This window comes from Micromonospora sp. NPDC093244, from assembly GCF_040683695.1.
Taxonomy (GTDB): Bacteria; Actinomycetota; Actinomycetes; order Mycobacteriales; family Micromonosporaceae; genus Micromonospora.
Genome location: NZ_JBFBEO010000009.1, coordinates 99,879 through 121,045 on the forward strand (window position 1 = coordinate 99,879; position 21,167 = coordinate 121,045).

At 67.4% G+C, this 21,167-nt stretch carries 21 protein-coding genes; 10 read left to right on the top strand and 11 right to left on the bottom strand.

Going from position 1 to position 21,167, the window contains the following annotated elements:
* The first annotated feature begins 62 nt into the window (after positions 1-62).
* A complete protein-coding gene (locus AB0N27_RS28540; RefSeq protein ID WP_364376351.1) occupies positions 63-1,076 on the top strand; it encodes an RNA polymerase subunit sigma-70 in 1,014 nt (337 codons plus the stop codon).
* 170 nt (positions 1,077-1,246) lie between these two features.
* Here the strand turns inward: AB0N27_RS28540 and AB0N27_RS28545 are convergent, their stop codons facing one another.
* The gene (locus tag AB0N27_RS28545; protein ID WP_364376354.1) at positions 1,247-1,831 is read right to left on the bottom strand and encodes a dihydrofolate reductase family protein; all 585 of its coding nucleotides are present in this window, start codon (positions 1,829-1,831) and stop codon (positions 1,247-1,249) included.
* 210 nt (positions 1,832-2,041) lie between these two features.
* On the opposite strand from AB0N27_RS28545, the gene AB0N27_RS28550 reads away from it, so the two are divergent.
* Entirely contained in the window at positions 2,042-3,130 is a 1,089-nt protein-coding gene (locus AB0N27_RS28550; protein ID WP_364376357.1) for an epoxide hydrolase family protein, read from the top strand.
* A 179-nt stretch (positions 3,131-3,309) separates the two neighbouring features.
* On the opposite strand, the gene AB0N27_RS28555 is transcribed toward AB0N27_RS28550, so the two are convergent.
* Positions 3,310-3,780 (bottom strand): helix-turn-helix domain-containing protein, encoded by a 471-nt coding sequence (locus tag AB0N27_RS28555; protein ID WP_364376360.1) that lies wholly within the window; start codon positions 3,778-3,780, stop codon positions 3,310-3,312.
* A gap of 4 nt (positions 3,781-3,784) precedes the next feature.
* Between AB0N27_RS28555 and AB0N27_RS28560 the strand changes: the two genes are divergently transcribed.
* Both AB0N27_RS28560 and AB0N27_RS28565 read left to right on the top strand, forming a co-directional pair.
* Positions 3,785-4,621, top strand: coding sequence for an SDR family NAD(P)-dependent oxidoreductase (locus tag AB0N27_RS28560; protein ID WP_364376363.1), 837 nt, complete (start codon positions 3,785-3,787; stop codon positions 4,619-4,621).
* 117 nt (positions 4,622-4,738) lie between these two features.
* Positions 4,739-5,557, top strand: a complete 819-nt coding sequence (locus tag AB0N27_RS28565) for a hypothetical protein (RefSeq protein ID WP_364376366.1) — start codon at positions 4,739-4,741, stop codon at positions 5,555-5,557.
* A gap of 148 nt (positions 5,558-5,705) precedes the next feature.
* On the opposite strand, the gene AB0N27_RS28570 is transcribed toward AB0N27_RS28565, so the two are convergent.
* Positions 5,706-6,890, bottom strand: a complete 1,185-nt coding sequence (locus AB0N27_RS28570) for a peptidase M23 (protein WP_364376369.1) — start codon at positions 6,888-6,890, stop codon at positions 5,706-5,708.
* A gap of 532 nt (positions 6,891-7,422) precedes the next feature.
* Here AB0N27_RS28570 and AB0N27_RS28575 point away from each other — a divergent pair.
* Positions 7,423-8,682, top strand: a complete 1,260-nt coding sequence (locus tag AB0N27_RS28575; protein ID WP_364376372.1) for a glycoside hydrolase domain-containing protein — start codon at positions 7,423-7,425, stop codon at positions 8,680-8,682.
* A 435-nt stretch (positions 8,683-9,117) separates the two neighbouring features.
* On the opposite strand, the gene AB0N27_RS28580 is transcribed toward AB0N27_RS28575, so the two are convergent.
* Positions 9,118-10,038, bottom strand: a complete 921-nt coding sequence (locus AB0N27_RS28580) for an RNA polymerase subunit sigma-70 (protein ID WP_364376375.1) — start codon at positions 10,036-10,038, stop codon at positions 9,118-9,120.
* Between the two features lie 136 nt (positions 10,039-10,174).
* Here AB0N27_RS28580 and AB0N27_RS28585 point away from each other — a divergent pair, with 136 nt between their 5' ends.
* The gene (locus AB0N27_RS28585) at positions 10,175-10,882 is read left to right on the top strand and encodes a DUF899 family protein (RefSeq protein ID WP_364376378.1); all 708 of its coding nucleotides are present in this window, start codon (positions 10,175-10,177) and stop codon (positions 10,880-10,882) included.
* 191 nt (positions 10,883-11,073) lie between these two features.
* On the opposite strand, the gene AB0N27_RS28590 is transcribed toward AB0N27_RS28585, so the two are convergent.
* From AB0N27_RS28590 to AB0N27_RS28605, 4 genes are read right to left on the bottom strand one after another with little or no spacing between them, the layout of a single operon-like run.
* Positions 11,074-12,219 (bottom strand): hypothetical protein, encoded by a 1,146-nt coding sequence (locus tag AB0N27_RS28590; RefSeq protein ID WP_364376381.1) that lies wholly within the window; start codon positions 12,217-12,219, stop codon positions 11,074-11,076.
* Entirely contained in the window at positions 12,216-12,788 is a 573-nt protein-coding gene (locus AB0N27_RS28595; RefSeq protein ID WP_364376384.1) for a sigma-70 family RNA polymerase sigma factor, read from the bottom strand. The genes AB0N27_RS28590 and AB0N27_RS28595 overlap by 4 nt, the downstream gene beginning before the upstream one ends.
* Positions 12,789-12,847: 59 nt before the next feature.
* Positions 12,848-13,432 (bottom strand): AAA family ATPase, encoded by a 585-nt coding sequence (locus AB0N27_RS28600; protein ID WP_364376387.1) that lies wholly within the window; start codon positions 13,430-13,432, stop codon positions 12,848-12,850.
* Positions 13,407-13,796 carry a helix-turn-helix domain-containing protein gene (locus AB0N27_RS28605; RefSeq protein ID WP_364376390.1) on the bottom strand — a complete coding sequence of 130 codons (390 nt, stop codon included), beginning with the start codon at positions 13,794-13,796 and terminating at the stop codon, positions 13,407-13,409. Before AB0N27_RS28605 ends, AB0N27_RS28600 begins: the two co-directional genes overlap by 26 nt.
* 100 nt (positions 13,797-13,896) lie before the next feature.
* Between AB0N27_RS28605 and AB0N27_RS28610 the strand changes: the two genes are divergently transcribed.
* Positions 13,897-14,763 (top strand): SDR family oxidoreductase, encoded by an 867-nt coding sequence (locus tag AB0N27_RS28610; RefSeq protein WP_364376393.1) that lies wholly within the window; start codon positions 13,897-13,899, stop codon positions 14,761-14,763.
* A gap of 300 nt (positions 14,764-15,063) precedes the next feature.
* Positions 15,064-16,014 carry an NADPH:quinone oxidoreductase family protein gene (locus tag AB0N27_RS28615; RefSeq protein ID WP_364376395.1) on the top strand — a complete coding sequence of 317 codons (951 nt, stop codon included), beginning with the start codon at positions 15,064-15,066 and terminating at the stop codon, positions 16,012-16,014.
* A gap of 57 nt (positions 16,015-16,071) precedes the next feature.
* Here the strand turns inward: AB0N27_RS28615 and AB0N27_RS28620 are convergent, their stop codons facing one another.
* Positions 16,072-16,566: a DinB family protein gene (locus tag AB0N27_RS28620; RefSeq protein ID WP_364376397.1), complete on the bottom strand. Its 495-nt coding sequence runs from the start codon at positions 16,564-16,566 to the stop codon at positions 16,072-16,074.
* Positions 16,567-17,132: 566 nt separating this feature from the next.
* Positions 17,133-17,483 (bottom strand): hypothetical protein, encoded by a 351-nt coding sequence (locus tag AB0N27_RS28625; RefSeq protein WP_364376400.1) that lies wholly within the window; start codon positions 17,481-17,483, stop codon positions 17,133-17,135.
* Position 17,484: 1 nt separating this feature from the next.
* Here AB0N27_RS28625 and AB0N27_RS28630 point away from each other — a divergent pair, with 1 nt between their 5' ends.
* On the top strand, positions 17,485-18,024 hold the full coding sequence (locus tag AB0N27_RS28630; protein WP_364376403.1) for an RNA 2'-phosphotransferase: 540 nt from the start codon (positions 17,485-17,487) through the stop codon (positions 18,022-18,024).
* Between the two features lie 357 nt (positions 18,025-18,381).
* Here the strand turns inward: AB0N27_RS28630 and AB0N27_RS28635 are convergent, their stop codons facing one another.
* Positions 18,382-18,921: a DinB family protein gene (locus AB0N27_RS28635; RefSeq protein WP_364376406.1), complete on the bottom strand. Its 540-nt coding sequence runs from the start codon at positions 18,919-18,921 to the stop codon at positions 18,382-18,384.
* A 1,225-nt stretch (positions 18,922-20,146) separates the two neighbouring features.
* Between AB0N27_RS28635 and AB0N27_RS28640 the strand changes: the two genes are divergently transcribed.
* Positions 20,147-20,713: a GNAT family N-acetyltransferase gene (locus tag AB0N27_RS28640; protein WP_364376409.1), complete on the top strand. Its 567-nt coding sequence runs from the start codon at positions 20,147-20,149 to the stop codon at positions 20,711-20,713.
* Positions 20,714-21,167 lie beyond the last annotated feature (454 nt).

The window sequence follows — 21,167 nt, forward strand, 5'->3', positions numbered from 1 at the left end:
GATCAGAAATCGTCCGCCACGTCGTCGGTTCTGGTAGCTCTCTCGCACCACTGGAAGGATTGATGACCATGACCGACGTTAGACCGCTGGGCGCCAACGAGGCCACGTTCATCGCGGCGGTCCGCTCGGGCGACACGGCGCGGTTCGCACGAATCACGGAGCGGCACCGGCGTGAGCTGCAGGTGCACTGCTACCGGATACTCGCGAACTACGAGGACGCCCAGGACATGACGCAGGAGACGTTCCTGCGGGCGTGGAACAAGCGGGAGTCGTTCAGGGGCCACGCGGCCCTGCGGACCTGGCTGTACCGGATCGCGACGAACGCCTGCCTGGACTTCCTCGCGAAGCGCAACGACCGCACACCCGTGACTGCCGAGCGGCCGGGCACGGGCTCGGAAGTGCGGTACCTGCAGCCCTACCCGGACCGGATGCTCCCGGAGGACCCGCAGGAATCGGCGGTGGCGCGGGAGACGGTCGAGCTGGCGTTCATCGTCGCCGTCCAGCACCTGCCGCCGCGGCAGCGGGCGGTGTTCATCCTGCGCGACGTCCAGGGCTGGCCGGCGTCGAAGGCCGCCGAAGCCCTCGATCTGACCGTCGCATCGGTGACCAGCGCCCTGCAGCGTGCGCGCGTGACGATGCGCGAGCAGCTGCCGAACCGCCGCCTCGACTGGCGGAGCCCCGCCGCGCACGAGCTGTCGAACGACGAGCGCGCCGTGGTGAAGTCGTATATCGAGGCCCATGAGCGCAACGATCTCGACGGGCTGATGTCCCTGCTCCGCGACGACCTGCGCTTCGCGATGCTTCCCGAGGCGGGCACCTCGGTCATCACGGCCAAGGACGCGGTGGACGGCTGGGTCGCCAATGGGCTTTTCCAGCCCGGCTACGACGACTGGCGCGGTATCACGACGACGGTCAACCGCACGCCTGCCGCCGTGCTGTACCTCCGCACCCCCGACGACTCGGAGCACCGGCTGTTCGCCATCGCGGTCCTGCGCATCGTCAACGGGAAGATCGCCGAGCTCACCGGATTCGACGCCAGCGACAAACCATGGCTGGATCTGCCCCCGACACTGTGATCACACAGGTCCCTCGTCGGCAAGACGAAGGCCACCGCCCCGCCCCGCCGGCGTTTGCCGGCGGGGCGCCGTCACGCCCGAAGAACATCGTCATCATCGACTACGCCGTCGTTCCTCGTCAGGAAGGATTTCGATCTGGTCTCACGAATCGAGCAGCTGACGCGTGCTCATCACCTCGTCTCGTATCGGGTCAGCACGACACCGCCGGGAAATGCCCGCGTCTCCAGAAGGTTCAGGTGCACCCAGCTGTCCAGCGCGGTGAAGAACGGCGTGCCACCGCCCACCAGAACCGGGTAGGTGACCAGCACGTACTCGTCGATCAGCCCGGCCCGCATGGCCGCCCCGGCGAGCGTCGCGCCGACGATGTCCATCGGGCCGCCGTCCTCGGCCTTGAGCCGAGTGATCTCGGCGACCGCGTCGCCGGTGACCAGGCGGGTGTTCCAGTCGACCGTGCTGATCGTCGAGGAGAACACCACCTTCGGCATGTCCCGCCAGCGGCGGGCGAACTCGATCTGCGCAGGCGTGGCGCCGGGCTGCTCGTCGGCGGTCGGCCAGTGGGAACTCATCGCCTCCCACAGCTTGCGCCCATACAGCGCCAGGTCTGTCGCCCCCACCCGGTCGGACCACCACTGGAACAGCTCGTCGCCCGACGACGAGTCCGGCCCCTCACCTCCACTCCAGTCAAGGTGGCCGCCGGGCGCGGCGATGTAGCCGTCCAGGGTCACGTTCATGCCAAAGGTCAGTTTCCGCGTCATGCCAGCCTCCAGTAGGTCGATCTCACAGGTACAGACGGGCGCGGCGCGGGAACCTAATCGGAGTCCCCGCATTCAAGGCTGTGGGTCCGACGCGGGCAATGGCGGCTCACCCTGCTGCTCCCCCGATCCCGGGCGCGGCCGTGGCGTCGTCCGGGCCTCTGCCCATTCGGGCGGCTGCCGAGTGACTCCCTGCGATGGAATCATGATCCGGTGACGCCCTTCCACATCGATGTGCCCGAAGCCGTCCTGGACGACCTGCGGGCCCGGCTTTCGCGGACAAGGCTCGCGCCAGCCGCCCCAGGAGAGCCGTGGGCCGCCGGCACCGACCCTGGGTACCTGGCCGGTCTGGTGCGGTACTGGCTCGATGGATTCGACTGGCGTGCGGTCGAGCGTGCCCTCAATCGGTACCCTCAGTTCGTCACCACGATCCGAGGCACGCCTGTCCACTTCGTTCATGTCCGCTCGGCATCGCCCGACGCCACGGCGCTGGTCCTGACCCATGGCTGGCCCAGCACGTACACGGAGATGCTGCCCCTGGTGTCCCGGCTCGCAGATTTCGACCTCGTCATACCGAGCCTGCCCGGCTTTGTCTTCTCCGGACCCCTCGCCGAGGGCCCGACGACCGAGGCGGCTGTCGCGGACGTGTGGGCTGAGCTGATGACCCGTCTGGGCTACGACCGCTTCGGCGCCTACGGTGGCGATATCGGGTCCGGCGTGTCGACGTGGCTCGGCGCCCGCCACGCAGATCGGGTCATCGGGGTCTTCTCGCAGCACATCAAGTTCCCGCCAGCGGACCGCAGGGGCGATCTCAGCCCAGCCGAGGAGGCGTTCATCGCCATGCTGGACGCGAAGGCCCAAGATGACTGGGGCTACGGAATCCTCCAGGAAACACGGCCCGACACCCTTGCGGCCGCGCTGAGCGACTCGCCGTCCGGACTGGCCGCATGGATCATCGAGAAGTACCAGCGCTGGAGCGACTGTGGCGGCGACATCTCCCGCCGGTTCGGCTTCGACGAACTGCTGACCACCGTGATGCTGTACTGGGTCACCAACTGCATCGGCACGTCCTTCCGGCCCTACCGTGACGACCGTCTGGCCCCACATCTGCCGATGGTCGCCGTACCCGCCGGCATCACGGTCAGCGTGGAGGACGCCGGCCTGCCCCGGTCGTTCGCCGAACGCACCTACGCCAACCTCACCCACTGGCACGAGCCCAGGGTCGGCGGCCACTTCTTCGCCCAGGAGGAGCCCGACCTGCTCGCTGCCGACCTGCGCGCCTTCTTCAGCGCGCTGCGGTGATCCCGGAACTCAACCGGCGGCAGTTCCGCGCGGGTGGCGGACCGGTCGCGCGTACCCGATCGAACTCGCGTCGCTCGTCCGATGCCTGATCGGGAGCGTCCACAGCGCCGAAGACCGCCCGCCAGCCATCAATCATCCGGTCGGCGAACTGCTCGCGGACGCAGGCCGCGTGGCCGCCATCAGGTACGCGCGACCGAGCGTTCCACCCGCTGACGTACCGCAGCGATCTCGGCGTGGTGGACGACCGCCCAGTCGGCCAACGCGGAGAGCGGTTCTAGAAGGCTGACGCCGAGCGGCGTCAGCCGGTACTCGACGCTCGGCGGCAGCGTCGGAAACACTTCACGTTCGACGAGGCCGTCACTCTCCAGCGTCCGCAGGGTTCGGGTGAGCATGCGCGGGCTGATGCCCTCCACGGCCCGATGCAACTCGTTGAACCGGTACGGATGCCGGCCGAGCATCGTGACCAGCAACAGGGTCCATTTGTCACTCACCCGGCGCAGCACGTCGGTGACCGGACAACGCTCGTACTCGCCGACCGGAACGGGCACCGGCAGGCGATGGTCGTGCAGTGATGCACTCACACCAATGTTACTTGTGGACATGAAAATGCCTTCTTTCGCCTCCGTCGGCGGGCTGCCCAGAATGTGCACGCCGATGAGCAACGATAAGGGGGACGAGATGGGCGTCGTGATTGTCAGCGGCGGCACGAACGGGATGGGACGTGCGTTGGCCCTGGGGCGGGCCGAGCGCGGCGATCGCGTCCTGGTGCTCGGCTGCAGCCGTGAACGCGGCGAGGCCCTGGCCGGGGGCTCGATCGCTTTCCTTCGCGTCGACCTGTCCAGCATGGCCGAGACGCGGCAGGTCATCGAGCACATCCTTACCGAGTACGAGGTCGTGGACGCGCTGGCGCTGTTCGCCAATGCTGTGGCACCGCGGCGCATCGTGACGGCCGAGGGTCTGGAGCGCACGTTCGCGCTCTACTACCTCAGTCGATATCTGCTCAGCTTCGGCCTGCGTCCGGCCCTGGATCGGGCTACCGCGCCGGTGATCGTGAACGTCGCTGGTGTCGGGGTCACCAAAGGCCGGCTGCACTGGGCCGACCTGCAGCTGGCGTCGGGCTACTCGGCCATCGCCGCACAGCTGCAGGCCGGCCGAGCAATCGACCTGCTCGGCGTGGGCTTCGGCCAGCGGTCCGGCAGCCGCGCCCGGTACGTGCTCTACCATCCCGGATTCACCAGGAGTGGAGACCGAAGCCCCCTCCCGCTGGTGGTTCGAGGGCTGCTGGCGGTGGCAGCGGTGACGGCCCGACCTGTCGCAGACGCAGTGGCGCCCATTCACCAGTTCCTGGATGCGCCGCCGGCCGCGCCGGTGACCGCCATAGACCGGGGGAAGCTACTTCCGCCCAGTTTTCCGACCCTCGACCCCCGCGACGCCGAGCGGTTGATGGACCTCACGGAGAAGCTTCTGAATGAGGCGTCCCCCTCCCCATAGGAAGATGGTGACTCCCGCCATCGCGGCTTCAAACGACTGTAGGTAGGCATCGGGGATGTCGCGTTCAAGATGCGGTGAGGGGCAGCGGGAGCTTGAACATCGTGGCAGGCTCCGGCCGTGCTGAACAGCTCGCGCAAGGTTGTGCGTATCACCGCAGCAGTGCTCGTCACGCTGCTGTGCGGTGCCTGCGGAACAGGTCGCCGAGACGCCGCAGCCGAGCCTCCGCAAGAGGCGACATCCCCCGCGTCGGCACCACAGAGTGGAACCCGAGGCTCGACACGGGGAGGACCCGTTGCGCTGCCATGGGTCGCAGCGATCGTCGCTCGCAATGACACCTCGATCACCGTGGCCACCAGCATGGAAAGGGTGATCTGCGACGGGGAGCCCGAACTTCGACCGCAGGCGACGATCACCCACCAGGATGGCACCCAGGTGGTCATTTCGGTGGCCACGAGCACCGAACGAGCAGACGAAGAAGGAGGATGCGCCGTAACCGGTGACGCCGCGCGGGCTTTCGTGTCGTTGCAAGAACCCCTGGGTGACAGAGTTCTGCGCGACGCCACCACCCCGCAGCCGCATCCGACGTACTACGAACGAGATGTGCCGGACGTCCTTGCGGACAAGCGGTGGAGTCCTGCCGGCGGACACCTGACGGTGCGTGACGCAGGCTGGTCCCAGCGCTACAACGGCCCTGGCGGCACAATGCTGGTCCTCAACGCGCAGCCGACAACCAGCGCACAGCGGTCGGCCACTATCGCCACGGTCCCGGTCCGTTCAGGCCAGGGGGTCATCACCAGTTACGGCACAACGGGTTCTTGGACGGTCTGGTGGGAGGTCGGGCAGGCCACTTACTCCCTGTCACTCGAACCACCAGAGGGCCACGGCTTGACTCTGAAACAGTTCAAGCGACAGTTCGCCGGCTTCACGTGGAGTTGACCGCGGCACGCTGACGGCACCGGGTCGGGCATCCTTTCCGCCTGACGTCGCTGAACCTGTGCCGTCCCTTCTGCCGTCAGCCCGCCCTGCCGAAGCGCGCCGTCGACCAGGTCCGAGGTCATCTGGCGGACGTACCCCTTGAAGGGCGTCAGCACCAGCCGTTGACCGGGCTGGCCGCTCCGGTGTAGTGGTACGCGTCGGGGATCCAGGTGCCGTCGGTGAGCTGGTTCCACAGGGTGGTGGTGCCCCAGCGGCCGCTCTGGGTGGTGCCGTTCGCCGAGCAGGCCACCGCCGCCGTGGCGCCGTCCGCGATCGAGCCGACGACGCTGTACCCGGTGCCCGGCCCGGAGCGCCGGCTGACCGACGTGCCGCCGTTGCTGTCGACGATGCCCTCGGTGAAGCCCAGCGCGCCGTAGTTGTAGAGCGTGCCCTTGACGTTCACGCGCTTCGAGCCGTGCAGCGCGTAGCCCTCGTAGGCCGCGCTGCCCTCTCGCGGCACCCACTTGCCGAGGTTGTGGGTGGCGACCGCGACGTACGCGCTGTTCTGCCGCAGCCCCAGGTGCACGTGCCGGCTGCTGGCGCTCCCGCCGCAGGTGATGTCGGTGCCGGTGTTACCGAGGAAGGTGCCCGCCGAGACGGAGGCACCGTCGACGTTGATGTTGTTCCAGAGGTGGTAGTAGTCCGTGGCGTACCCCCGGTCGTGGACCACCCGGATCCAGCCCTTGCACATCGTGTACGCGGTGCCGGCGCGCACGGCCAGCACCCGCTCGTCACCGCCGTAGAGGTCGATGGAACTGAATGGTCGCGGGGAGCCGGACCAGCCGTGCGGGCCGCCCCGGAGGATCCAGGACTGGCCAACGGTGAACGGCAGGCGCATGCCGGTGCGGAAGTCCCCGTTGGCGGCCATCGTCTTCGGGGCGGTGAAGGTGTCCCGCTCCTGCTCGGCGACGACGGAGGCGGGCGCGGCCGCAGTCAGTTCGGTGAAGGTCGCTTCGCCCTCGAAGGCGACCTGCCAGCCGCCACGCTGCTGCCGGGCGACGAAGAGCCAACCCGACGGGTGGAGATCCTCTCCCTGCGGGGCGACGAGCACGGCGGTGCCGAAGGCCCAGGCCCGGCCGTCCTTGCGGGTGACAGTCACCCGGGTGTCCGCCACGTCGGCGGTCCGCAACGCCTGGTCCGCCGCGGCTGCGGCCTCCGCGAGCAGCTTCTGCTGTACGGCGGTGGTGACGTTGTTGGCCGGCGCGGCGTGGGCGCCGCTCGGCACGGTGCTGGTCATGGTGGCAACGAGCAGGACGGCCGTGGCCGTACCGAGCCAGGGGCGAGTAGTCATCATGTCCTCTCCAGAGGGGGTTGAGAGGCTGACACATACCTGGAGGACCATATACGAGAGATTGACGTACGTATATGAAAGCTGTCGGCCTGTCGCGCCCAGCCCGAGTGAGGTCCGTATCGCGCCGCAGCCGGACGGCATCGGAACGTGCTGCTGCACCGGCAGGCCTGCTTCCTTGGCGGCGAGGACCCACCAAGGCAGCAGCAGGTTGGCTCACCCAGACCGAGTACGCCTTCTACGAGATCCTCCCCGCGCAGGCCTTCGGCTACGGCGCCGACGGACAGACCGCGACGCGGTGGCGGTTCAACGCGGACTGACGCGCGACCGGCAGGTCCAGCCCGCTCCGAGATGAGACGGGCTGGGACGAGCAGGGGCGGCGCGTACGCCACCAGCCTGGCCGAGACCGCGTGGGCCTGGCCCTCAGCTGACCTCGGCGCCGGGTCGACGGCAGCCCTCTATTGCTGCTCGTCGATTCGTGGTAGAAATCTTTCGCACTGCCCGTTCCGAGGCAAGAATTTCTTCAGATGGAGGCGACGTGAGAGTCACTGCCGGGTGGCTGGCGAGTCTTACCGTTGCCGCGGTGATCGTGGCGCCCGCCGAGTCGATTGCTGTGGCCGCGACACCCCCACAAGCACCAACCGCAGTGACGCCGCTGGCCACCGGCCCGCAACCCGGCACCTTCACCGGCCGGGGATTCGACACCTGTGCCGCTCCGTCACAGGCCACGATGAACGCGTGGCGGGCCAGTTCCCCCTACGGCGCGGTCGGCATCTACATCAGCGGGGCGAGCCGCTCCTGTTCCCAGCCGAACCTCACGGCAAGTTGGGTGGCCAACCAGACCAGCAACGGATGGCGGCTGATCCCCATCGAACTGGGTTACCAGGCACCGTGCGGCACGCGTACGCCGAAGATGTCCGCCGATCCCACCACCGCCCGGTCGCAGGGCGTCTCCGCGGCCAACAGCGCCGCGAATGCCGCCCAGGCACTGGGCATCGGCACTGCGAGCACCATATACAACGACATCGAGCAGTACCCGTCGAACGCGTCGTGCCGGGCCGCCGTGCTGTCGTTCCTGTCCGGTTGGACCGAGCAGTTGCACATACGGGGCTACCTCGCCGGCATGTACTCCAGCGGTTCGTCAGGCATCAAGGACGTCTGCGACGCATACGACAACCCGAGCTACACGCGACTCGACCAGATCTGGATCGCCTGGTGGAACGGGGTGGCTGACACGGACGCCGGAAGTTACTGCGCCGATGCCTACTACGCGAACCAGCAGCGCCTACACCAGTACGCCGGGGAGGTAACCGAAACGTGGGGTGGCGTCACGATGAAGATCGACCGCAACTACCTCGACGTGAGGGTCACGCAGACCCCACCGCAGCAGTGGACCACGACCATCGACAACAGCACCTCGGGCGGATTCACCGCGAGCGCTGAATGGGGCACGTCGGCCTACTCCAGCCAACGGTTCGGCACCGACTATCGGTTCACCAGCCCGGTGTCGTCCAGCGACGTCGCCTGGTACCGGTCGACCATCCCGGCGACCGGAGCCTACGAGATCTCAGTCTGGTACCCCGCCGACGCGGGCTACAACAACCAGACGCCATACCTTGTGGAGACCACAACAGGCACCAAATCCGTCTCCGTCAATCAGCAGGTCAACGGCGGTAGGTGGGTCTCGATCGGCGTGTTCACCCTGGCAGCGGGCACGGGCAACAAGGTCGGCGTGAGTCGCTGGACCAGCGGCACCGGACTCGTGGTCGCCGACGCGGTGCGAATCACCCGGGTCTGAGCTCGCCCGCTGCACCCTCCCGACAGCGCCACACACGGACCCAACGGCCACGGTTGCTGTGTCAGTTGGTGCACGCACGTCAGAGGCCACATCCCGAACCCGGGAAGCGGCCTCTGACGTGCGAACTCAGAGTGGGCGACGCTGGTATCGAACCAGCGACCTCCTCGCTGTGAACTGTCGACGAGCCGGTCGGATCAGGCTCGATGCGAGGTCGGCGGGATCCACGTGTGGGAGCCGTCGCTGTAGTGGAACTTCTCGTCGCCGGGCCGCAGGATGCTCACCGAAGCCAGCCGAGGAAGCGTCTGTGCAGCGCACCCGCCGGCACCCAGGTCAGGTCTTCGGAGGCCCGCACCAGTTGCGCACCTAGGTAGAGAGCCAGGGAAATCGGAGGGTCGTGGAACGGATCGGCGTCCGACCAGACGAGCCGACGCACGTCTAGGGCTCGAGCGTGGCGGGCATGCTGAAGGCGACGACGTGGCGGGCACCGATGAAGGCATTGCTCTCTACGATCTTCCCGCTCTCGATCCGGAGTACGTCGACGACCAGCGCCTCGTAGTGCGGGCTGCCGGGCCGGCGGAGATAGTTGATCAGTGCCGGGCGCCCGTTGGCCGAGGTGGGGAACGTACGCCAGTCGAGCGGTCGGCCGAGGAACTCCGCGGCCGCGTCGATCCCGACGACCGGCGGCTCGGGCGGCATCGTGATCCGTACGTCCTCGGCGAGCAGTGCCCGGATCGTCTCCGGGTCCTTCGCGTTGGCGTAGCGGCGCAGGATCTCTTCGTCCTCACTGGTGAGTTGCGGCCGGCGCCAGTCCTTCGGGTCCGACGGAGCGCGTCGCCGGAGGGTGTCGCGGGCCCGCTGGAGAAGGCTGTTGACGGCCGCTACGGCGGTGTCGAGCGCGGCGGCGATCTCCTGCGGCGTCCAGCCGTAGACGTCGCGCAACACGAAGGCCGCCCGCTGCCGCGGCGGCAGGTACATGAGCGCTGCGATCACGGCCAGCTCGACGGTCTCCCGCGCGGCGAGACCGGTCTGCGGATCGTCGGCCAGCAGGGCGTCGGGATAGGGACCGAGCTCGGTGGACCACTCCAGCGGATCACCGTACGGTACGGTCCGGTGACCGGCCGCCTTGCGGCTGTCGAGGAAGACGTTCGTGGCGATCCGGTAGAACCAGGTGCGCACCGACGCCCGACCCTCGAAGCGGTCGCGAGCCCGCCAGGCACGCAGGAACGTCTCCTGCACCAGGTCGTCCGCGTCGGTGACGTTCCCGGCGAGGCGGTAGCAGTGGACGTGTAGCTCACGCCGGTGCTCGTCGAAGGCGCGCTGCAGCCAGACCGCCTGCTCATCGGGCGAGTCGGACATGTGATTTCCCCGGGGCTGAGTGGTTGTCACAACCGTACTGACGACCGCGGACCCATCCGTCATCGGTCGCCGATGACGATCGCCGACTCGGTCGTCTGTACCTGTGACCGATCCCCACTCCACGAAGGAGATAGCCATGACGGCAACCCCCGCGTCCAGCGCCGCCGCGCCCCCGATCGTCGACCGGGAGACCTGGCTGCGCGAGCGCGACGAACTGCTGGACAGGGAGAAGGCCCATACCCGCGAAGGAGACGCGATCGCAGCCGCTCGTCGTCAGCTGCCGATGACCTTGATGCCGACGGTGACGGTACGGGGCCCTGGCGGGAACACCCCGCTGGTGGAGGTGTTCGAGGGCCGCCGGATGCTCATCGCCTACTTCCACATGTGGCACGACGGCAAGCCCCACGAGCATCAGTGTGAGGGGTGCACCTTCTCGACCTGTCACATGCAGATGCTGGACTACCTGCACGCTCGGGACGTCACCTACGCCGTGTTCTGCCAGGGGCCCTACGACGACAGTGCCCCGTTCGCGGAGTTCATGGGCTACCGGTTCCCCTGGTATTCGGCGAAAGACTCCGACCCGGCTCTGGCCGACGGTCGTGACTTCGGGTTCATCTCGTGCTACCTGCGCGACGGCGACGAGGTCTACGAGACCTACTGGACCACCGGGCGGGGCGTGGAGGCGTTGATGACGACCTACCACGCCCTGGACCTCACGGTGTACGGCCGGCAGGAGAACTGGGAAAACTCGCCTGAAGGCTGGCCACGGGTCACCGGCCACCCGTGGCGTCTCAACGGCCGCCCCACCGCGCAATGGTCCCGCCCAGGCGTCGCACCGCGATGACGTCCTGATGATCGAGGTGATCATGCTCGGGTCGGCCGCTGTCTCAGCCTGCTGCTGCGTCGTGCCGCGGGCGGGCGGCCGTGCGAACAACAGAACGACGGTGCGGGCCGCCCAGAGGCGGCCCGCACCGTCATCGAACGCCGGGCGCGTTACGCCCGTCTGCCGGAATGCTGGCGGGTGGGAGTTCCCGCCTACAGGTCGGCCTTCGTCACGCGGGAGGATTCGTACGTCGTGGAGGCCTGGGGGAGGCCCGGCACGGTGGAGAGGTCCTTGACCAGCATGCCGGTCGTGGCGTCGATGGTCAGCACCTCGCTGCCCTGACCGCCGAACACCTCGGGGCCGGCGGTGATCGTCAGCGTGGCCTTGCCGTGGGTGGTCGAGTTCTCGACGCTGACCGCGGAGATGGTGGACAGCAGACGCAGCACACCGGCCCGGACCTGCGTGTTGCCGTCGCCAGCGGACAGCGCCTGGGTGCTGTACGTCCACAGGGCGTTGTCGAAGTGCCGCTGAACGGCCTGGGCGCTGTACGGCTTCGGCTTGGCGTTGCCGCCCTTCTGCTTGATGATCACCTGGACGTCCGCCTGCTGCTTGTCCCACACCGCCTTCTGCGCTGCGGCGTCGAGGCCCACCAGCGGGTCCTTGGCTGCCTTGAGCATCTGGGTCCGGCCGTCGGCCGGGCTGCTGTCCGCCGCGGCGACGGCTGCCTTGAGGAGCGGAGCGTAGCCGCCGTCCGTCATCTGGTCCTGGTGACGGGCGATCGCACGCTTGATGTCCTTCACACTGTTGCCCGAATAGATCGCGTGACCGTCGGTGTACAGCGTGTAGACGACCTGCATGGTCTTGGTGCCGTGGACCTGCGTCGCCTTCACCAGCCACGCGTCGCCCGCCGGCGGGGTGACCGTCTTGATGGACCCGGCCAGGGTCATCAGCGGCGCGCGCTCGGCCGACCCGTCGACGGTGGTCGAGCCCGACGTGGCGGCTGGCGCATCCTTGCTGGCCTCCATGCCCCCGGTCGCCGACGAGTTGAGCACCACAGCGACGACTGCCGCCGCGGCGGCAACCCCCACCCCGGCGCCGATGCCCAATCGGCCCGCGATACCGATCCCGCGGCGGCGCTGAAGCGCCGGGCTGGATTCGTGGTCCGGCGTGGTTGTCGTCGTTTCCATGGTTGACGTCGCCTTCATAGTCGTGTCCTCCGCTGATATCGCGCCCAGCAGCCGCACGGTTCCGGGGTCGGCCATAGCCGCTCGCAGCACCGCCCGCGCCCGCTGATACGCCTCCGGGCGTAGTGGTTCCGCGCTGCCCAAGGCACCGACCAGATCGAGCTCGTCGGTCATCGGTGTCTCTCCTTCGCGCTGTTGCGGTCCTTCAGAAGCGCGGACACCCCCGGGGCGTCGCGCAATGCCGTCCTGGCCTGGCTCAGCAGCCGCCGCGCGGTGCCGGCCGGTATGCCGAGTGCCCGCGCGGCGTCGGCTGCGGTCAGGTCCTCCCAGGCGACGAGCCTCAGGACCTCCCGCTCTTCGGGTTTGAGCCGCGTCAGGGCCGACCGGAGCACCGCCCGGGCGTCCACGCCGAGGTCCACCGCCGACCACGGATCCCATCCAGTAGCCACGTCCGGCACGTCCGCGACCAGGTCCTCGGCCGGCCGGGACCGCCAGTAGCGCCGCAAGCGATTCAGTGCCACCCCGTACAGCCACGGCCGCGCATCGTTGTAGGCCCGGTCGTACGATCGCCGCGACTCGAACGCCGCAACCCACACCTCGCCCAGGAGGTCCTCAGCGGCATCCCGCCCAGCCCGGCGAGCGAGGTACGAACCGACGGCGGCCTCATGACGCTCGACCACCTCTACGAAGGCGTCGACATCGCCATCCAGCGACCGGCCTATCAAATCCGCATCCGAAGCCATGGCCCTCCTCAGCAAAGTCCGCGCTTCACCCTGACATTGCCAATCAGGCGGGAAAGTGTTCAGGCGCCGAGGTCCGACGGCAAGCGGTCGCCCAACAGCGACCTCCCGGCGGCCTGACGGCTGCGGCGCGGCCAGCGTTGCTCAAGCGAGGCGCTCAGGCCAGGGCCGGGGTCGAAGTCGGGAGGTAGAGGCAGCGGCGCGGCAGCGAGGATGCCAGCCCACATCGACACTCTCCCGCCGTTCCAGGGCTGGATCTGGTTCTCGACGGGGCTGCCAGAGACGCCGAGAAATGGCGGCTCACGCACCTCGATCTCTCGGTCGAGGGTCCTGCCGAGGGAGCGCCAGTGACGCTGCAGGACGAACAGCAGTTCCTCCTGGCCCAGAGGCCGGTACTGGTGGGCGAAGCCGACCCGGCTGTAGAACTGGGGGTAGCGGTTGAACTGCTTCTCCAGGCCGGGCATGCCGATCAGGATCAGGGCGATGTTGTCGCGGTCGTAGCGATCGCGCTGCAGTTCGAGCGCGGTGGGACGGAGCCGTTCGGACTCGTCGGCGATGATCAGCTGCACCTGGTTCCTGCCGTGCCGCCACCCCATCTGCTCGGTGGCCTGCGTCGAAGGGTCAGGTTTCCGTGGAGTCCTGCCCATTGATGATGTCGTCTCCGTTCTGGAGGGCCCAGGCTGCGAGAGGAACGAGCAACGCGCTCAGTTCGTTGCCGCAGTCGGTCAGGCTGTAGTCCACGCGGGGCGGAATGGTGGCTTGGGCGTGGCGGCTGACAAGACCGTCTCGTTCGAGGGTCTTCAGGGTCTGGGCGAGCATCTTTTCGCTGATGCCGTCGGCGCGGCGGCGGAGGGCGCTCCAGCGCTGCTCGCCTTCGGAGAGGACGACCAGCAGGAGAAGGCCCCACTTGCTCGTGACGTGTTCCAGCAATGTCCGACCGGGGCAGCCGGCCAGGAAGGCGCCATCGGAAAAGATCGCTCGGATGCTCTCGTCCCTGTCACTAACTTTCATGTGTGTACCTTACTTCAGAGTGCGTACTCTCTGTCGGGAAGTGGAGTGTGGGTGCGGACGTTGGGACTGGTGACCAGCTCGAATCCCGAAAGGAAACACCATGACCATCGCCATCACCGGCGCGACCGGAAAGCTCGGCCGCCACGTTCTTGAGGTGCTGCTGGAGCGCAACGTCCCCGCGGGAGAGATCGTCGCCGCAGGCCGCTCCATCGAGAAGCTTCAGGACTTCGCCGCGCAGGGCGTTCGGGTCACAGCTATGGACTACGACGACCCGGCCTCGGTGACTGCGGCCCTCGCCGGGGCCAGCAAGGTCCTCCTGATTGCCAGCTCCGAGGTGGGCAAGGATCGACCGCGGCAGCACCGCACCGTGATCGAGGCCGCGAAGGCGGAAGGCGTCGAGCTGCTCGCGTACACGAGTAACGCGAACGCAGAGATCAACAAGACGATTCTGGGGAAGGACCACAAGACGACCGAGGCGATCCTCGCGGACGCTGGAGTTCCCTACGCCCTTCTCCGTAACGGCTACTACTTCGAGAACTGGACCGACCAGATCCAGGGAACCCTCGCCCAGGGCGCGCTCGTGGGCAGCGGCGGCAACGGCCGGGTCAACGCCGCTACACGCCGTGACTTTGCGGAAGCCGCCGTGGCCGTCCTGCTCGGCGAGGATCAGGCTGGCAAGGTCTACGAGCTCGGCGGCGACGTCGCATTCACGCTTACCGAATTCGCTGCGGAGATCACCGCAGTCACCGGCACCCCCGTGGTTTACCAGGACCTTCCAGCCGCGGAGTACGTGGCCCTGCTGACTTCGTTCGGCATCCCGGAGGCCTTCGCACAGATCCTCGCGGACTCGGATCAGGGGCTCGCCCGCGGTGACCTTCTGGTCGAGGGCAATGACCTCCGCACCCTCATCGGACGACCGACCACCACCCCGGCCGACGCCGTCCGCGCAGCGATCACCGCCTCGTAGCGAGAACACCACGGTCATCGGAAGCTGGGCGCGACAGAAGGCCATGGAGCTGGGCTCGAAGAACGTACCGTGAGGCACATCGGGGTCTCCGTGAGAAGCTTCCCCTCCTCAGGGAGACCCCGATTCCACAGAGCGAGAGGGAAACGAGTCAGAAACTCTCGCGCATGCACGAAACACGAGCGGGACATTCGTCGCCTTTGGTCAGTGACCCGGACTCGACGCTGGCGCCACCGACGCGGGCACGGACGAGCGGGATGCTGCGTTCGCCGGTTACTGCGGGCGGGGGGTACGTTGCTGATCATGCGAGCTGTGCAGTGCGTCCGTTTCGGCGGTCCCGAAGTTCTGGAGATTGTCGATGTGTCGGAGCCAATGGCGGTCGATGGGCAACTGCTAGTCGACGTGAGTGCGGCAGGGGTCAACTTTGCCGACACCAGCCGCATTGCCGGGTCGTATCGTCCGGTGCCGGAGATGCCGTTCATCCCGGGCACTGAGGTGGTCGGGCGAGCGACTGACGGTCGTCGGGTGCTCGCACCGATTTTCGGAGGTGGTGGCTTTGCTGAGCGGGCGGTCGTGGAAGACGCGGACGCCGTTGTGGTGCCCGACGGGGTGGGCGACGCCGAGGCGCTCGCGCTTCTCGTTCAGGGCCTGACGGCCTGGCATGTATTGAGAAGCTGTGCGCGGATGCGTCCCGGTGAGACCGTTGTCGTCAACGCCGCGGCCGGTGGTGTCGGCTCGCTTGCTGTGCAGCTCGCCAAGCACTTCGGTGCCGGGCGTGTGATCGCGACAGCCTCTACGGACGCTCGACGTAACCTGGCCCTCTCCTTAGGTGCGGACGTCGCCGTGTCCAGCGACCCGGACTGTTACGCCGAGCGGGTCCTGGAGGCCAACGATGGCATGCCGGTGGACGTTGTCCTCGAGTCGATTGGCGGCCGCGTGTTCAGCGCCGGCCTCGAAATCCTGGGGAACTTCGGACGTCTGGTCACCTTCGGGAATGCCTCCCGCGAGGGCTGTCCACCTGTCGATCCGAGCGCCCTCGCGGACCGCAACACCGCCGTGATGGGCTTCTGGCTACGTCCGGCTCTCACCGTTCCCGGCGCATATGCGGAGCCGTTAGCCGAGATGTTCGCGCTCACGGCTGCCGGAGTGCTGAAGCCGATGGTCCATGCGGCATATCCCCTGGAGGACGCCCGCCGCGCTTTCGAGGACCTCGTCGCCCGCAGGACCACCGGCAAGGTGACCCTGCGTCCCTGAGACTTGAGCCCGATCACCCACCGCGGCAGCAGCCTCTCGCCGCTCACAGCCGCTGGATCAGCGACCGGTGACGCCGTCGACAAGTTCACGAAGGATGTCGGCGTGCCCGGCATGCCGGGCGGTTTCACCGGTCATGTGAGCCAGCACCCAGCGAAGCGTGCGCGGCTCCTCATTGACGGGTCGCGCGGTACGGACATCGAGATTGCCAAACGCACGAACGTGCGCATCGCTGTCGGCGATGGCAGCCCGGTAGTCGGCAATGACCTGTTCGGCAGGCTCGTCCTCAGCGACCGTCATGCCCATGCCGGCGTCGGCGTACCGAGAGTCGCCGGCCACGGTGTATCCGAACCAGTACCGCTCGGCGCCGGTCAGGTGCTGAACCAATCCCAGCAGCGTCGTATCGGACACGACAAGGTTGCGGCGCAACTGCTCCTCGTCCAGCCCGTCCAGCTTCTTCAGGACGCAGGACCGGCTGAAGGACAGAAAGGCCAGTGCAGTATCCATCTCGTTGTCGTCGTTGAATGGCACGGGTTCGCGCTGTGACTCAAGCATGGGCACGAACCTACGGTGATCCGTGCCCGGGCGGCACTCCTTATCGCACCGGCGGCATCCGCGCATCGGCAGATCCGTGCGCTCACGCTACGCTGCCCTGCAGCTGGGCCCCTAGACCCTGACGCGCATCCCTGACAGAGATGCGTAGCGGACCAGTTGGCGGATCACAGGCCGGCAGCCGGCCTGTCGGGTCTCGAACCTGCGTGACACTCCGCGCGGCCAGCTCCTGCACCGCGACACCAAGATCCAGGCATCCGACGCCACCCTCCCCCTGCCCGACATCTGCCTGACCGCCCTCAAGCTCAGACAGCAACAGCGCGACGAGGCTGAAGCAGCCGCCGGCAAGGCGTGGCACGAAACCGGACTCGTCTCCACCACCCGCTACGGCATACCGAATGAGCCGCGCAACTTCCAACGCTCCTGTCAGACAAGGTGCGAGAGAGCAGGCGTCAAGCCGATCACGTGCACGACGCAGGAAGGACCCGCGCGATCCCGAGACTTCGCTCGTCGACTCGCCGCGATGGTGGGACTCCCAGCCTGCCTGATTGGGCGGCAACCACTCTGCGCTAATCCAAAGTTGATCCGATGAGCACCTGTGCGCCGTCGTCATCGGGCAGACCACTGGCAACATCGGCGAGGCTAGCTGCCGGGCCGGACCAGCCGACCAGCAGCAGATCCTTGCTGGGTTGCCGCTTGAGGGCGGTGACCTCGTCGGCCGGGTTCCCGCCGATCCTTCGGGCACCGAAGTCGGCCTCCTTGAGGGTCCGGGACGCGACGATCTTCGGGGTGCCCCGCCTCTCCAGTAGACAGGTTGGAGCCAGCGGTTCGTACCCGACAGGCGCACCGGAGAAAGACCCGGGATCGGTGTCGCCGGAAAACCTCTCGATTCGAGCGACGGCGATCGACCACAATGCCACCGTGGAACGCGAGCGCCTGGTGAAGTTGAGCAAACGGATGTCGAAGGCACTCCGGCACGATCCCGACCGGGCCGGCCTGGTGCTCGATCCGGCCGGTTGGACTCCCGTCGACGCTCTGCTCGCCGCCCTACGGATCGGGCGGGCCGAGCTGGACGCGGTCGTCGCCGGCAACGACAAGCAGCGGTTCGCTGTCGAGCGCGGCACCGACGGGGTGCTGCGGATCCGGGCCAACCAGGGCCACTCAATCCCGGTGGACCTCGGGCTGCCCCCGGTCACCCCACCGGACCGGCTCTATCACGGCACCAGCGCCGGTGCGCTGGAGTCGATCCGGGCCGCCGGCCTGCACCGCGGCGGTCGACACCACGTCCATCTCTCCGCCGACACCGAGACCGCCCACCGGGTCGGCGCCCGACGACCCGGTCGGGTCGTGATGCTCACCATCGACGCGGCGGCGATGTCCGCCGACGGGCACGTGTTCCACCGTAGCGCCAACGGCGTCTGGCTCACCAACTCGGTCCCTGCCAGCTATCTGCTCGACTGAGCCCCTGGCCAGGCCCGCACCGCTGATTCCGGCGAGGTGCGCGGCCTCGAACGGGATCCGGCACCAGACATTCGGCGCGGCGATCCCGGGCCGGGATAGGAGACGGCGGCCGCCAGGACCGCTTTGCAAAGGCCGCTTCACCTCGTCGCGGTTCGCGCCGTCGACCTGCAGCGTGCGACGCGAAGACCTGCGGTGGACGAGCTGAGCAGGTGCGCGGCGTCCACGGGTGTCCGTCATGATCGTCATCCAGTTTGTCACTTACTGGACCCGGGCCGCCCGGTTCTGCTTCACCGCGGTTCCTCACGGTGAGGTTGCATCCTGACGGCGGTACTTATGCCGACCCACCGCCCCGGTGAGTCACAGGCCGGTTCGCCCGTCGATGCACTCGCGCAGGAGGTCGGCGTGGCCAGCGTGCCTCGCATACTCCTCTATCACGTGGACAAGCACGTCGCGCGTGGCGTGGCTGCCACCGTCGACCGGCACCTCGCGGCCCAGGTGGGCCTCCTCGAGGGCGTCGAGCCATTCGTCCGCCTTGGCGCTCTCGGCCTTCCAGATTGCAAAGGCGTCCTTCACCACCTCTGGGTCGGGGACCGCACCGCCGAAGTCCCAATCCGGATCGTCCTCATGTTTGTAAAGGCACGGTGCGTCGGTCCGCCCTTGCAGCACACGCTGGAACCAGTGGTTCTCCATCTGAGCCAAATGGCGGACCAGGCCGAGCAAACTCAGGCTGCTGGGCGGTACCGAGCGTCGGCCGAGCTGCTCGGCGTCCAGTCCGTCGCACTTCATCTCTATGGTCAGACGGTAGTTGCCGAGGTACTCCCGGTAGGTCGCCTTTTCGCCGACGGGCTCACCGAAGGTCCTGGGGTCGTCCTCGGGGGCGGTCCACAGTTTGCTCACGGTGCCACCCAATCGCGAGCGGATCGCACCAGTCAAGTGAGTAGCGGTGCAACAACTCGACGGCTGCTAGGAGGAATTCGATCGCCGCTCGCTCATCGGCTAAAGCGAATGTTGCCGCACCCGCGTCTTCGGCCGAAGGTTCACAGTCGGTAGCCAGCGGATAGGGACCACGCAACCCATCAAAAGGGTGCCGCCCGCGTCGCGCGCCGCTCGCGCCGCCGAACTTGGGACGAGCGGGAGTCGGTGTGATGCGGAGAGCGACGCAGGCCCGGTCGGGACCGCAAGTCAGGTCACTCAGCCGGGCGGTCCACCGGCCGTCCGGACCGAGAACCAGCCGCGCTGCTCCCAATGTAAGCCGCACATACCGCTAAGCCCGCTACCGATGACTCCGGTAACGGGCTTCTGACCTGCAAAAACTGAGAGTGGGCGATGCTGGTATCGAACCAGCGACCTCTTCGGTGTGAAACAGGACGCTTGACCCGCTCTGACCTGCGCCGACGTGGAACCGCAGGTAGAACTAGGTGCAGTTGAGCGACGTTCGACACCGTTGGATGCAGTTCAAGGACGTTCAGTGCACCCTGTTGCTCCCAGCCCGCTCCCCGTCCCGGGTCGGCAGCGGGCCACCTTCGGATCGTCGGCTATCCCCTACAACAGCCGCACGAGGGCCTTCCCCACGGTCGCCTCGGCGGTGTTGCTCGCCGCACCCGTGGAACTGCCCTGCTCGACCTTGTCGGCCTCACCGCACGCGGCTAGGGACAGCATGGAACAGGCGACGAGGGTCGCGATGCGCAGGTTAGTCAAACTCAGTCCCGATCAGGAGGTTGTTAGGCACGGAGAAGGTAGCGCACCTTACCGACACGTAGATCATCTGATCGGGCTGCGCTTGCGGCACCAACTACGTGTCCTCGTGATGCGTTCGGTGTAGTGACTTACTAAGCCGAGCTGCCGTTTGCGCTCTGGTACACCTCGCCGCAGTTAGCGTCCGCGACCTCCCAAAGAGACACACCTGCCCGACCTCCTCAACCTCCGTGTTGGAAACGGCACCCAGACCGATCGAGTCGAAGGTGACAGCCGCCGGTCGGCGCTGGCGGACAGCCCACCGTCATCACCCCGGCGGTGTTGTGGCTGATCGACGAGCTGTGGTTAACGGCGTGGCCGCGCCGGACGACAGCTCCGGCCGGAGCCCCGGACGGCGTCGCCAGTTGCCTCCGCAGTCCCCGGCGGCATGTTCGATCGATACCCGACGCACCAGCGGTTGCAGTGGCGGCAGAACGCTCCAGGCACGTCGGGCGTTGGTGGCGATGCGGGGATGGCAACCGTGCTGACCATTGACTCATTGACCGAACTCGACCACGACGAGTGGGAAGGGCTGACCCGGAGCTTCCACGCCCACTGGGCCGGCCGGCCGGGTCGGCCCGCGACTGAGGTTGACGACGACGGCTACGAACGCACCTGGCAGCGTCTGGTCAACGGAGAGCAGGTCCGTGGCATCTGTGCACGGCTCGACGGCAAGATGGTTGGCATCGCGCATTACCTGTTCCACGCCAGCGTCTGGGGTGCCGGGAGATGCTACCTGGCAGAATTGTTCGTAGACCCGCAGGCACGACGCCGAGGTATCGCCACGGCGATGATCGAGCGCGTGGCCAAGGACGGCGATGAGCATGGCGCCCCACGCCTGTACTGGAACACCGAGATCGACGCCGACGCCCGCGCCTTGTACGACAAGCTTGCCGTCTACAGAGGCTATATCGTGTACAACTACTCGTGGCCTGCCACTACCGCCGTGACGTGAAACAGACCACCCACCCGTTACGCAGACACCACTGCTCAGCAAGTCCAGGATGCCCGCATAGGCATCATGTGCGTTCCATTGAGGCGTGGCTCGTGCCCACAGCATCGGGTAGTGCTGGGAACGGCGCGCCCTGGCAGCGATCCGTGACCCCTTCGGAGCCGCCGAAGAGTTCACCAGCCTGAAGGGACTGGCAGAGCACTACCCGTGGGATCGGTGTCTCGAATGACGGAACTGCGGCGGACTCCAGCAAGCTCACCCGCAACGCTCCACATCGTTCTGCCGTACGCCTACAGACGTGGCCTTAGGCTGCACCCAATCTGCTCCCAGTTTCAAGGTCATGCCAACCAATGACCCCTTACCGCCTTGACCTGCGCACACTCTCCTACCAGGCGACATAGAGCGTTATCGGCTACATCGCAGAACCGCGGAGCACTCCGCCGGAAACAGGACGCCG

Coding starts and splice junctions, on each gene's coding strand:
- AB0N27_RS28540 (WP_364376351.1), top strand. CDS start 63: ATGACCATGACCGACGTTAGACCGCTGGGCGCCAACGAGGCCACGTTC.
- AB0N27_RS28545 (WP_364376354.1), bottom strand. CDS start 1,831: ATGACGCGGAAACTGACCTTTGGCATGAACGTGACCCTGGACGGCTAC.
- AB0N27_RS28560 (WP_364376363.1), top strand. CDS start 3,785: ATGAGCAACGATAAGGGGGACGAGATGGGCGTCGTGATTGTCAGCGGC.
- AB0N27_RS28570 (WP_364376369.1), bottom strand. CDS start 6,890: ATGATGACTACTCGCCCCTGGCTCGGTACGGCCACGGCCGTCCTGCTC.
- AB0N27_RS28580 (WP_364376375.1), bottom strand. CDS start 10,038: ATGTCCGACTCGCCCGATGAGCAGGCGGTCTGGCTGCAGCGCGCCTTC.
- AB0N27_RS28585 (WP_364376378.1), top strand. CDS start 10,175: ATGACGGCAACCCCCGCGTCCAGCGCCGCCGCGCCCCCGATCGTCGAC.
- AB0N27_RS28590 (WP_364376381.1), bottom strand. CDS start 12,219: ATGACCGACGAGCTCGATCTGGTCGGTGCCTTGGGCAGCGCGGAACCA.
- AB0N27_RS28595 (WP_364376384.1), bottom strand. CDS start 12,788: ATGGCTTCGGATGCGGATTTGATAGGCCGGTCGCTGGATGGCGATGTC.
- AB0N27_RS28600 (WP_364376387.1), bottom strand. CDS start 13,432: ATGGGCAGGACTCCACGGAAACCTGACCCTTCGACGCAGGCCACCGAG.
- AB0N27_RS28605 (WP_364376390.1), bottom strand. CDS start 13,796: ATGAAAGTTAGTGACAGGGACGAGAGCATCCGAGCGATCTTTTCCGAT.
- AB0N27_RS28610 (WP_364376393.1), top strand. CDS start 13,897: ATGACCATCGCCATCACCGGCGCGACCGGAAAGCTCGGCCGCCACGTT.
- AB0N27_RS28615 (WP_364376395.1), top strand. CDS start 15,064: ATGCGAGCTGTGCAGTGCGTCCGTTTCGGCGGTCCCGAAGTTCTGGAG.
- AB0N27_RS28620 (WP_364376397.1), bottom strand. CDS start 16,566: ATGCTTGAGTCACAGCGCGAACCCGTGCCATTCAACGACGACAACGAG.
- AB0N27_RS28640 (WP_364376409.1), top strand. CDS start 20,147: ATGTTCGATCGATACCCGACGCACCAGCGGTTGCAGTGGCGGCAGAAC.